The sequence below is a fragment of the Haladaptatus sp. ZSTT2 genome, from assembly GCF_037081775.1.
Taxonomy (GTDB): domain Archaea; phylum Halobacteriota; class Halobacteria; order Halobacteriales; family Halococcaceae; genus QDMS2.
Map to the genome: position 1 here is coordinate 587088 of NZ_JBAMHQ010000001.1, position 12597 is coordinate 599684.

Annotated in this window: 8 protein-coding genes; 4 read left to right on the top strand and 4 right to left on the bottom strand. The window is 62.6% G+C overall.

Going from position 1 to position 12597, the window contains the following annotated elements; translation table 11 throughout:
• Nucleotides 1–2 precede the first annotated feature (2 nt).
• From V5N13_RS03100 to V5N13_RS03115, 4 genes are all read left to right on the top strand, one after another.
• Complete coding sequence (locus V5N13_RS03100) at nt 3–2117, top strand: CDC48 family AAA ATPase (RefSeq protein ID WP_336359578.1); 2115 nt, start codon at nt 3–5, stop codon at nt 2115–2117.
• Nucleotides 2118–2213: 96 nt separating this feature from the next.
• A complete protein-coding gene (locus tag V5N13_RS03105; protein WP_336359579.1) occupies nt 2214–2804 on the top strand; it encodes a response regulator in 591 nt (196 codons plus the stop codon).
• Nucleotides 2788–3480: an RAD55 family ATPase gene (locus V5N13_RS03110; RefSeq protein WP_336359580.1), complete on the top strand. Its 693-nt coding sequence runs from the start codon at nt 2788–2790 to the stop codon at nt 3478–3480. Before V5N13_RS03105 ends, V5N13_RS03110 begins: the two co-directional genes overlap by 17 nt.
• Nucleotides 3481–3506: 26 nt before the next feature.
• The gene (locus V5N13_RS03115; protein ID WP_336359581.1) at nt 3507–5936 is read left to right on the top strand and encodes an ATP-dependent DNA helicase; all 2430 of its coding nucleotides are present in this window, start codon (nt 3507–3509) and stop codon (nt 5934–5936) included.
• A 185-nt stretch (nt 5937–6121) separates the two neighbouring features.
• Here V5N13_RS03115 and V5N13_RS03120 read toward each other — a convergent pair whose 3' ends face one another.
• From V5N13_RS03120 to V5N13_RS03135, 4 genes are read right to left on the bottom strand one after another with little or no spacing between them, the layout of a single operon-like run.
• The gene (locus V5N13_RS03120; protein WP_336359582.1) at nt 6122–8971 is read right to left on the bottom strand and encodes a DEAD/DEAH box helicase; all 2850 of its coding nucleotides are present in this window, start codon (nt 8969–8971) and stop codon (nt 6122–6124) included.
• 43 nt (nt 8972–9014) lie between these two features.
• Nucleotides 9015–9758 carry a metallophosphoesterase gene (locus V5N13_RS03125; protein ID WP_336361411.1) on the bottom strand — a complete coding sequence of 248 codons (744 nt, stop codon included), beginning with the start codon at nt 9756–9758 and terminating at the stop codon, nt 9015–9017.
• Nucleotides 9758–11242, bottom strand: a complete 1485-nt coding sequence (locus V5N13_RS03130; RefSeq protein ID WP_336359583.1) for an RPA family protein — start codon at nt 11240–11242, stop codon at nt 9758–9760. The genes V5N13_RS03125 and V5N13_RS03130 overlap by 1 nt, the downstream gene beginning before the upstream one ends.
• On the bottom strand, nt 11239–12507 hold the full coding sequence (locus tag V5N13_RS03135) for a Single-stranded DNA binding protein (protein ID WP_336359584.1): 1269 nt from the start codon (nt 12505–12507) through the stop codon (nt 11239–11241). The genes V5N13_RS03130 and V5N13_RS03135 overlap by 4 nt, the downstream gene beginning before the upstream one ends.
• Nucleotides 12508–12597 lie beyond the last annotated feature (90 nt).

A 12597-nucleotide genomic window follows, 5' to 3' on the forward strand; every position in this document is an offset into this window, starting at 1 on the left:
GTATGAGTTCGGGTGTGCGAGACGAGGGCCTCACGCTCACGGTGCAGAGTGCCGAAAAACGCGATGCGGGACGGGGTGTCGCGCGCCTCCCCGAAACCGCTCGCCGGCGACTCGGCGTCCTGAGTGGCGACACCGTCATCATCGAAGGAACCGCCTCGACCGTCGCAAAGGTGTGGCCCGCGGGCGCGGGACTGTCGAAGAAAGCGGTCAGAATCGACGCCGACACCCGCGCGAACGCCGGCGTCAACATCGGCGACGAGGTGCACGTCCGGAAAGTCGACGTGGCCGATGCCACGATGGTCGAAATCACGCCCGACCGCGAGTTTGCCGACGACGATGAAGCGACGAGAGCCATCCGCGACGCGCTCGTAGACCGCCCGCTCACCGCAGGCGAACAGCTTCACGTCCCCCGACTCGGCAACGGGTCGCTCGCCGTGACGCGAACCCAACCCGACGGAATGGTGCGCGTGACGGGCCAGACGCGTCTCGTCTTGCTCGAATCGGGTTCGGCCGCGTCGAAGCCGGCTGCAAAAGCCGTCAATAAAGATGATTCGGGCGTCAACTACGAAGACATCGGCGGCTTAGACGACGAGCTAGAGCAGGTCAGAGAGATGATTGAGTTGCCGCTCGCAGAGCCGGAGCTGTTCACCCAGTTGGGCATCGACCCGCCGAAGGGCGTTTTGCTCTACGGGCCGCCCGGCACCGGAAAAACGCTCATCGCCAAAGCGGTGGCAAACGAGGTGAACGCCCACTTCACGGTGATTTCCGGCCCGGAAATCGTCTCGAAGTACAAGGGTGAATCAGAGGAAAAACTGCGCGAAGCGTTCGAGACGGCAACCGCGAACGCCCCGGCCATCATCTTCATCGACGAAATCGACTCGATTGCAGGCACCCGCGACGACGACGCCGACATGGAAACCCGCGTCGTCGCCCAGTTGCTCACCTTACTCGACGGGCTCGAAGACCGCGGTCAGGTCGTCGTCATCGGCGCGACCAACCGCGTCGACGCCATCGACGCCGCGCTGCGCCGCGGCGGGCGGTTCGACCGCGAAATCGAAATCGGCGTCCCCGGCATCGAGGGTCGCCGTGAGATTCTCGACGTTCACACGCGCGGGATGCCGCTCGCAGACGACGTGGAGGTTTCACTACTCGCAAAGCGCACCCACGGCTTCGTCGGCGCGGATTTGAAAACGCTCGCCACGGAGGCGGCGATGCACGCGCTTCGTCGCCGGGAAGACGGAACGCCGCTCACCGTCTCGCGCGCCGACTTCGAGGCTGCGCTCGCGGTGGTCGACCCGTCTGCGATGCGCGAATACGTCGCAGAGACGCCGAACGTGGACTTCAGCGCGGTTGGCGGGCTTGAAGACGCAAAGCAGACGTTAGAGGAGGCGGTCATCTGGCCGCTCGAATACGGCGCGCTGTTCGAGGCGGCGAACACCGACCCGCCCTCCGGTGTGCTGTTGTACGGCCCACCGGGAACCGGAAAGACGCTGCTCGCTCGCGCGCTCGCCGGAGAGAGCGAGGTAAACTTCATCCGCGTCGCCGGGCCGGAACTGCTCGACCGCTATGTGGGTGAGTCGGAGAAAGCCGTCCGCAAGGTGTTCGACCGGGCACGACAGGCCGCCCCTGCAATCATCTTCTTCGACGAAATCGACGCCATTGCCGCGCGCAGAGACGACAGCCACGAAGTGACCGAGCGCGTCGTTTCCCAACTGCTCACCGAAATGGACGGCGTCGTCGATAACCCGAATCTGATGGTGCTCGCGGCGACGAACCGCCGCGACGTGCTTGACCCCGCGCTCGTTCGCGCAGGTCGCCTGGAGACGCACATCGAAGTGCCTGCACCCGACGAGGCAGCCCGCCGGGCGATTCTTGCGGTACACCTCGCGGGCAAGCCGCTTGCAGCCGACGTCGATGCCGACACATTGGCCACGGACACCCGTGGTTACTCGGGTGCAGACTTGCGGTCAGTGGTTCGGCAGGCCGCGATGTACGCGATTCGAGAGTTCGCCGCAGAAATCGGCCCGGAAGCCGCGACCAGCCGGGCAGCCGAGTTAGTGATTCGCGAATCCCACTTCGCACAGGCTCTAGAGCAAGTAGAACCCTCGTTGACCTGAGCAGAGGACTGTGACGGCTCCGTTTTGCCTGTTTAAGATGACAGTAATAAAAACAGTAATGCTTTGACAGTGGGGACGAACGTTGAAATAGAACTGATGGGTGACGAAGATAGGCCAGTCATTCTCGTTGTCGAAGACGAAGCTGACGTGGCAGAAACGTACGAGATTTGGCTCAGTGGCAAGTACGACGTAACCGTGGCACAAAACGGTCGTGAAGCGCTTGCAGCTATCACCGAAGCGGTTGATGTCGTCCTCTTAGACCGGATGATGCCGGGGCTTTCCGGAGACGAGGTACTCTCGACTATCCGTGAACGCGACCTCAACTGTCGCGTGGCGATGGTGACCGCCGTAGAGCCGGATTTCGACATCATCGATATGGGATTCGACGCCTATCTCAGCAAGCCAGTAAGCAAAGCCCAGTTGCACGACACCGTCGATAGTCTTGTAGAGCGGGCGACCTACTCTGCGCTCTTACAGGAATACTACGCGCTCGCAGAGACGAAAGCGGCACTGATGACCGGGAAGCGTATCGAGAAACTCGAACAAAACGACGCATACAACGAACTCGAAGCCAAGCTAGCGGACGTGAAAGCACGGTTGAATGAAACGCAGGGTGGTTTCACGGACGAGACGTCGTTCATCAGCGCACTTCGGGATTTGGGGGGTACGAATGGAGACCAATCGTAACACTGACACTGACCAAGTAGGCTACGAGCTGGAGGGCGTTCTCCCCGAGGAGACACTCCGCGTCTCACCGGGTACGAACATTCTGATAGCCGGTCCGCCGATGAGCGGGAAGCAAGATCTCGCCTTATCTATCCTCGCACAGGGGGCCACAGACGGAGAAGGCAGCGTCATCGTCTCGACAGACCGCAGTGCTGACTCCATCAACAAAGAGTTCACAAAGCGGGTACCGAATCTCAATCACGACTCGTTTGGTATCGTGGAGTCGCGCGAGTCGGGTGGTTCTGCGAAAGACGAGTTCGTCCACTCGGTGGCCTCACCAGGAGACCTGACGGGTATCGGTATCGGCATATCGCAGTTCATGCAGCGATTCAACCAGTCTGGCATCACGCAAACGAGACTCGCCCTCGACTCCATTTCGACGCTCCTGTCCTACGTCGAAGTGCGGACGGTGTTCAAGTTCTGCCATGTGCTCACCGCCCGACTCGAAGCGGTTGGCTATCTCGGCGTGTTCACCCTCGATACCGGCGCACACGACGAACAGGCCGTAAACACCATCAAACAGGTGTTCGACGGCATGATAGAACTCCGGGAGAGCGACGCCGGCATCGAGATGCGCGTGGTTGGACTCGGCGGCAAGCGCACGAAGTGGACGGCGTACGAACCCAATCACTCTTAGGCGATGGCGCGCTACCTCGCAGTCGAATGAGTGACCAGCCGGGGGTGGCAGAAGTTGACGACGCAGACTGGCGCGACTACTTCGGCTTCGACACCCCCTACGACCAGCAGGCGAAGGTCATAGAGCGCACCATCCGGACGGCAAAGGGGAAGGGCTACTTCGTCTTCGAAGGCCCGTGTGGCACGGGCAAGACCATGGCCGCGCTCACCGCCGCGTCGTATCTCATCCGCGAAACAGACCTCTACGACCGCGTGGTCGTCGTCACGCCGGTCAAACAGCAACTCGCGCAGTTCGTTGCCGACATGCGCGCGCTCAACGACGGCCGCGACGACCCGCTTTCTGCGGTCGCCCTCGACAGCAAGGGTGACCTCTGTCCCTACGAGCGCGAAGGAATCTTCCCCGGCGATGCGAGCGTCCACGACCGATGTGAAGACTTGAGAGACCACACCAGTTCGCTCGTGAAACTCAACGACGGCGAAAAGGGCGGCCTCCCGAAAGAGAGCGCCATCCCGGGCGTGCGCGAGGACGCAGAGAAGTGGTGGGACCCCGCCCGCGCAGAGAAGCTCGCCGCCGCGGCGAGACAGGACGCAGAAACGTGGCAATCGCTCAACACAGCCACGCTCGAAACGGCCGGAGCCAAATCGCCGTATCCGACCCACCAGCCAACCGCGCCCGACGAGGTGCTCGATACCGACACCGGCAACGGCCCACTCTACTGTCCGTTCGAGGCCGACTGGTACGCCCGCGACAAAGGGTCGCCCGTCGGCTTCGAGCACGGCGAAAACGGCGTCGTAACCATCTCAGAACTCCTGCCCCAGTCGGTCGAACACGGCACCTGTCCCCACCGCGTGATGCAAGTGCTTCTCGGGAACGCAGAGGTCGTCATCGGGAACTACATGCACCTGTTCGACGGCCAGACGCGGGTGCTCACCGACGCCATTTTGGACGAGAACACGTTCGTCATCGTGGACGAGGCCCACCGCGTCGAAGAGCGCGTTAGAGACATCCTTTCTGACCGCGTTGGCCTCCACTCGCTGCGACGGGCGCGCGGCGATTTGCAGATGCTCACCAAACACGCGAGCAAGACGCGCGAGCACAAAATGGAGGTGAACGAAGCCCTCGGGACCTACGAGGTATCCTTAGACCACGTTCACCGCGCCATCGAGTTTTATAACGCCGTCATGGACTGGATGGACGAGCGCATCACCGCCCATCTCGACCAAGAATTCGACGACTGGCACCGGTTGATTCAGTACGACGAGTTCCCCGAAGAAGACATCGAGATTCCGCTCAGACCGCCCGAAAGCGAGGAGATAGACGCCCTCTCGACGTGGGCCAAAGCGGAGGGGTACGGAGAACGCCTCTGGCAGGCGATGGGGCCACTCGGCGTGGCCGTCGATGCCGTCCTCGAAGAAATCGAGCCAAACCGGAGCACGGTCTGCGGTGCGGTTGGCACGCTCATGACCAACTGGTGGGAGAACAGTCGAGCCACCTATTTCCGCGAACTCGTACTCGAATACTCGCCAAAGGAACTCGGCGAGACGGCGAACGTCTGGGAACGGGCGTTCACGCCCGCGCTCACCATGTACAACTGTCTCCCGTCGGCAGAGTGCCGAGAGATATTCAACACCGTCGGCGGCGGCGTGCTGATGAGCGCGACGCTCGAACCGCTCTCCGTATTTACCGAGGTGGTTGGCCTCGCTGACTTCGACCCCGAGCGGCCGGTCGATGCCCACACCTTCGACTTGCGCTTCCCACCCGAAAACCGTGCGACGTGGGGCGTCGACCTGACGCCCTTTACCGCGCGAAATCGCGGGTCGCCAACCGCAGGCGAGGACAACGCAGTGCGCGAAGAGTACGCCTACGCGCTGCGCGAACTCGCCCGCAGTCCCGGGAACGTCCTCATCTGTATGCCGAACTACCGGGAAGCGACGTGGGCGGCAAGCCGGCTGCGTGAGGAGGTCTCAAAGCCAGTGCTCGTGGACGAAAGCTCCTCGAACGAGGACACAGAGGCGCTCAAACAGACCTTCTTCGATGGCGGCGAGAAGGTGCTCGTGACGAGCACGCGGGGAACACTCACCGAAGGTGTCGATTACGACGGCGACAAACTCGCCACCTGCGCGGTCGTGGGCGTCCCGCTCGTGAACACGCGCTCACCCCGGGTTCGAGCGGTTCGCTTCGCCTACGCGGAGGCCTTCGGCTCGGAGAATGCCTTCACCTATGCGCTTACGGTTCCGGCGGTTCGTCGGACGCGCCAGGCGCTCGGTCGCGTGATTCGTGGCCCGGACGAACGTGGCGTGCGTGCGCTTATCGACCAGCGGTACTGTGAGACGACGAGACGCGATGACGTTCGTGCGTGTCTGTCTGCAGAAGAGCGCACTGAACAGGTACGAATGACCCCGATGTTCCTGTCCGCGCAGATTGAACAATTTTGGAACAACGTGGGAGATTCGTGAACAAACCGATACCTTAGTATATAATCACATCAACCATGTACTATGTGGGATGGACACACCCCTGACACTGAGCAACAGCGCTGTTGCCCAATCTGCAACCGGCCCGTCACTGGAACCGTCATCAGCGGGCCCGAGAACGCTGCGTTCCGTCCGTGTGGCCATCATATCCATCCGGTGAAACTCGACTAATCCCAGAACGATTTGGTGCGGGCGTACTGGCGTTCTTGTCCCAGAATATCGCGATAGAACTCGTCTTCGTTTTCGCGTAACTTGCCGATGATACGCGCGGCGTTGTGCGGTCCGACGCCGCGGGCGGCGAGCGCGATAATGGCTTGCTTGCCGTGGCTCTGGACGAGGCTTGCAGACCGATAGGCTCGACGGGTCATTTTCTCTTGGTCGTCGTCCTTCTCGCGTGCTTTGACCGCCGAAACAACTTCGTCGGCCCACGGATTGAGCGCGGCAATCCGACTCGATTCGCACAGGGGACACTGTGGCTGGTCGGGGATTCTCCGCACCTTTTGTGTGCGTTCCCACTCCTGACAGTGGAGACAAAAGAGCAGCAGCTGGTCTTCCTGAATGCGTTCTTTCACCGTCTGGATAACGCTCGCATCCGCATTTTCGGGCGCGAGCAGTTCCCGACCAGACGAGCGCCCGTCAATGCCAATCGCCGTTCGGCCGCCAACGGTGACGAGCTCGATGTCGCCCGACTGCATCCGCGAGAGCACCTCGGCCGCCCGTCCCACGTCCAAATCCTCGTGGAGGATTTCGCGCACGGCTTCGTCGTACACGGGGGTTTCATCCAGTGCGGCGAGCAGGCGGCCGAGGCCGAACTGACGGCGCGAATCGCCCTGCCAACTCTGGAGCGAGCCGAACTTTGCTGCGACCTGTGCGAGCTTGAACTTGAGCGCGTCTGCGTTTTTCAGGCTCAACTCAATGAGTGGCTTAAGGTGGTCAGGGTCGGTCGATTCGAGCACTTCAACCACCGTACGCGCCGTCACGTCGCGGGGCACTTCGAGTTCGATGCGGTAGGGGTCTACGTCGAGGCCGACCGACGAACCAGTGCGCTGGCCAATCAATGCAGACAGCACGCGCCCGAGCGTTTCGTTCACCTTGTGGCCGAAACAGGCGTTGACGACCAGCGTCCGACCCTGGAATTCGATGACGACACGGTCGTCCGTCGGCACGGGATGGTCCTGTTCTCGCTGTCGAACGAGCGGCTTGAGCGCTTCTTCGATGGTTCTGCGGTCTGCGGGGTAGCGTTTGCCGAGGAAGCGCGCGACGGCTTCGCGGTCGTCGTTTCCCTCTACCTGGCTGGCGGCGACTTCCCGAACCTCACCGACCTCTTGGGCAACCTCGAACGGCACTGGAATCTCGCTTCCCGTCCACGACGGCACTTCGCCGGAGGGGTCTTCGATGGGTGTCACCTGCACGCGTTGTTCTTCCTCGTCGATTTCGGTGATGCGCCACATCTCGCCGCGCTGGATGAACACCTCACCCGCCCCAGCGAAGTTCACGACGAAGCGCTCGTCTAGCGTGCCGACCTGCCGCCCACTCGCCATGTCGTACACCTCGAACGTCTCCTCGTCGGGAATCATCGAGAGGTTCGCGTAGAAGTACCGCCACGTTCCCCCACCCTTCGAGAGCAGGTCTTTCTCCTCGTCCAGCCAGAGGATGCGATTGTGCGAGAGCTCTTTTATGACTTCCTTGAACTGCCCTTCGGTGAGGTCAGCAAACGGGTAGGCGCGCGTCACGATTTCGTAAGCCTTGCGCCCCGAGATGTCACCGAAGTCCATCACGATGCCTGCAATCTGGTTTGCGACGGTGTCGAGGCTGCCATGATGAATGTTCGTCTCCTCGACGTCGTTCACCCCGGCCCGGCGGGCGATGACCATCGCCTCGAAGGTGTCGTCCGGCCGGGTCGTGATGATGGTTCCGTAGGAGGTGGCATCCCGTCGGTGTCCGGCCCGGCCGACGCGCTGGAGCATCCGCGAAACCTCGCGCGGGCTCGAATACTGGATGACGTGGTCAACACGCCCCACGTCGATACCGAGTTCCATCGAGGAAGTACAGAGCAGGGCATCGAGTTCTCCGGCTTTGAACTGGTCTTCGACCTCCACGCGGGCGTCTCTGGAGAGCGACCCGTGGTGGACGCCGATGTTCAAGTCGAGTTCGTTGAAGCGTGAGCCAAGCGCCTCTGCGGTCTGGCGCGTGTTCACGAAGATGAGCGTCGATTCGTGGCCGTCCACGAGGTCGCGGATGGCGCGCACGTGGCTTGCGATGTCGGCTTCGGTCATCAGCCGTCCCGCGAGTCGGTCGTCTTCGGCCGTGATTGCTGGCTCGAACACGGTCAAATCGACGCGACTGCCCACGTCCACTTCGACGATGGCACAGCCGCGGTCGCCGGTTAGGAATTTCCCCACCTCTCGCGGGTCGCCCACAGTCGCAGAGAGGCCGATTCGTTGAAATGGCCCGGCGAGTTCGCGCAGGCGCTCTAAGCCAATCGTCAACTGTGCGCCGCGCTTCGAAGCCGCGAGTTCGTGTACCTCGTCTACGACGACGTGCGACACGTCGGAGAGGGCCTGGCGGAGCTTTTTCCCCGTGAGCATTGCTTGGAGCGTCTCCGGCGTCGTCACGAGCACGTCCGGCGGGTCGTTCGCCTGCTTGGTTCGCTGGTACTGCGTGGTGTCGCCGTGACGCACGTCCACCGTTACATCTAACGTGTCGCCCCACCAGTCAAGGCGACTGCGCATGTCGCGGTTCAGCGCGCGAAGCGGCGTGATGTAGAGTGCGGAGATTCCGGCGCGTTCCTCGGGCGGTTTTTCCACGATGGCGTCGAACACCGGAAGCATGGCCGTTTCCGTTTTTCCCGTTCCGGTCGGCGCGATGACGAGCGCGTCGCGGCCGGAGGCGAGCGGCGGGATTGCTCGGCGCTGAGGGGCGGTGGGCGTCGAAAATCCGCGCGCAGAAAGCGCCGTGCGCACCGCCTCACCGAGATACGTAAACGCGTCCGCACCCGCGACCTCACCGTCTGACATTGTGGCTGGGTAACGGCCAGAGGAGGTTAAACCGCGCGGCCAGTCAGATGGTCGAATAGTCTCCGAGGCGCGTGCCGTCGAGAAGGTACGCCTCGCCGTCACGGAGGCCGTCGGGCAAAAACGGCGAGAGAAAGCCGTCTTTTTGCGCGTTCACCCAGGTTCCGCCGACGAGGTCGTTGAACGCGGGAAAGATGACGAACGGCGCGCCGTCGTCGAACGCCCGGCCGTGAAACTTAGCAAACGGTTCGGGGTTGACCGTCCCGCGAAGCCAGACGCGTTCGGTGCGCCCGCCACCGACTTCGTCGGTGAGATTCACTTGCGGGTGTTCGTGTGCAGTACAGAGAACGTCGGCTTCGAGCACGTCGGGCGAGGGCCAGGTGTGTCCGTGGGCGAAGCCAACCTCACCGATGCGGATGCCGTGGGCGGGTGTCACCTCGATGCTCTCGATGTGTTCTTCGATGTCGCCGTCGTGGTTGCCTTTCACGACGGTCACGGGACAGTCGAGGGCCGAAAGCAAGTCGTGAATCTCGGCGATTTCCTCTTCCGGGCCTGCTCCGATGGCGTTGCCGAAATCACCCAAAATGATGACGCGGTCTGCGGCCGTTTCTGCTTTCAGTTCGAGGAGTCGGTCACGGCGCTCGCCCGCCTTGCTCGGGACGGACACCCCATCCCAGCGGAGGGCGACTTCGAGGCCCGCGTGGTAGTCGGCCACGACGAGCGCGCGACTCCCGGAGAGGTCGGCTATCGCCGCCGCCTGTCCGGGAATCGGCTCGACCGAACTCGCCATCAGATTGCGGTGAGCGTCGATTCGTCGGGTTCGTAACACTGCCCGTCCATCAGCGCGTCTTGAATCGCGTCTTCTACGGCCTCGACGGAGACGCCGTGTTCATCGACCACGGCGGCGATGATGGCTTCGCGGTCTGCGCCGTCGCCGTCATCTAAGTCACGCATCGCGGTCAAGACGGCGTCTTCTAAGTCTACGTCTGCGTCGTCAGCCGCCGAATCGTCGCCGGTCTCTGCTTCGGGTTCTGGCTCAGCCTCTTCCTCGACGTCTTCTGGCTCTGGAACCTCGATACCGGCTTCACCTGCTGGGCCGACCTCGGAGCCGGTCGAGAACTCGGTGCCGAACTCCTCTTCGACCTCTTTTCGCTCCTCGTCGTCCATCTCGTACATCTCGTCGAACTCGCCAGGTTCGAAGTCTTCGAGGTCATCGTCTTCCTCGAAGTCGCCGAGTTCGTCGTCCACGTCGTCTGCGGGTTCTGCCTGTTGGGTCGCTGTCGCGTCGGCTGCGTCAACGGGTTCTGCTTCGGGGACGGTTCCCGTCGCGTCTTCCTCCGGTGGTTCGGTGTCGATTTCTGGTTCGGATTCCACGACCTGTTCTTCGACTTCTGGCTCGCTGTCTTCGACGACCGCTTCGTCTGTTTCGACCGTCTCAGATTCCGCTTCGGCCGTCGGTTCGGGTTCCGTATCCTCGGCATCAAGTTCGGCTTCGACTTCGGCTTCCACGGATTCGATACCCTCGTCGGCCGCGTCAGTCACCGTTTCGACCGACTCGAACGAGGCGACGCGAGTTGGCGATTCCGGCCCGGCCATCGACGGAGCAGCGTCGAACGACGGCACCGAATCGCGGTCGCCCGTGACCACTTCGAGCGCCTGCGTTGCGAGCGTCTCCATCGCCGCGAGATAGGCAGTCGTCGTGCCGTAGTGGTCGATTGCCTTCGGGATACCCGCGGCAAGACTCTCGCTTACGCCCTGGGCCGCGAGTTGCGCGGAGAGGTCGTCGCCGCGCGAGTCGAGCGCGAGTGCGCCTGCGAAGGTTTCGATGCGCTCTAAGGTGCGCTCTGCGGTCGTGACCGTCCACCGCTCGCGGGTTTCGGCATCGACTTCGCTGATGCTCTCAGGGCGGATTGAGGTGTAGACGCGGTCTGAGTCCGCTGGCTCGAACGTGCGCGCCTTGCCCGTCACGGCGACGAACGTTGGCACGGATGCGTTTTCGAGGAAGGTGAGCGCCTCTGGCTGATACTGCCCTGCGTACACGACGAATGCACCGGTTGGGTCGACGATGCGGGCGCGAAGCTGGTCTTCGTTCACCGTATCGACTTCCGTGAGGACGCCCACGGCGAACATCCGGTTTACGCGCGCGCCGGTCGGCGTGACGACGTAGTTCGGGGCGCGCTCTTCGTCGGATTCCGAGTAGGACATCGACGCGGCGTCGAACTCCGCGGCGAACAGACGGTGGGCGACTTCGCGCCCCACAGGAGTTGCGCTCATGCGTCCACCCCCGAGAGGACGGCCGTCGCACGTGCGGCCGGGTCGTCGTCGGATTTGCGGAACGAGGTTGCATCGAGGTTCGCGCCGTAGTCATCGACGCTCAGACTGCCCCGAACCACGAACTCGCCGCCCACGACGTTCTCGCGAATGGCGTCCGCGACGACCTCTTGGTCCATCGCCTCGCGGGCGGCGTCGAGGGCATCTTCGAGCGACCCGCCGTACACCTGTTCGGTGAGGTCGCGGTCTAAGATGACGGTGAGCGCGCCGGTGCCGTCGTCAAGAATCGCCTTTACGCGCAGGTCGTCGTAACCGTCTACCTGTCCGTGCGAGCGACACTGGCCTTTCTGGGTGACGCGATTGCACTCCGGACATCGTTGGATGAGGCCGGAGCCATCGCGCACCGACAGCAGGTTGCCAACAATTTCTACGTCGAACAGCCCACCCATCCCGACGGCTTCGTCGATGCGCTTTCGCGGCGCATCGTCGCTCACTTCGAGGTCTGTGTCGAGCGCTTCGACGGCCGAGAACTCCGAGATGTTGACCGACGGAATCCCGCGGAACTCGCGGACGTACGCGCCGGTGATGCGGACGGACGCGCCCGCTTCGAGTTCCCCGTGTGGGTTCCAGTCGGTAAACGGCAAGCGACCGGAATCGTCAGCGAGGACGCCAGAGAGGATGGTCGTCTCACCGTCGCGGCCGCTGATGGTTTTTTCCTCCACTTCGCTGACCACGGCATCGACGTTGACGCCGCGGTCCCCAGGTTTGAGGTCGGTGAGCGGCTTGTCACCGCCTACGTCGAACGGTACCTCGATGGCTTCTGCCGGGTCAACCGAGGAGCTGTCTCCGAGGTTGAGTTCGGGATTCCCCTCCCACTCGCGGACGCCGGCGTTCGTGACGGTGACGGTGTCACCAGCTTTGAGGCCGAAGTCGTGCCAGTCGGTGTAGGAAATCTTCCCCGTCTCGTCTGCGAGTTCCCCCTCGTGGATGAGGTGGTCCTCGTTCTGGTAGCGAATCGAGCGCTTGCCCACGGTGAGCACTTTGGCCGTCACCGTGACGTTGGAACTGTCCGTTCCGATGTCCGCGATGGAGACGGTTTCGGGCGTGGGCGCGCCACCCCCGCCACCGCCGTACTTTCGGCGGACGCTCTGTTTCGCTTCCTCCAGTGGAACGCTGTACTGGACGAGGTTTTCTAAGTCGCGTTTGACCTCCGCTTTGTCTGCGCCGAGAGCGGAGGCAAGCTCTTCGGCGGTGTCTTCGAGACTCATCACCGAACCTTCGTGCGGATTCCATAAAAAGCGTTCGTGGGAGCCACCCCTACCGAAAGCTGTTTTCACGCGTCTGACCTATCATCTCCC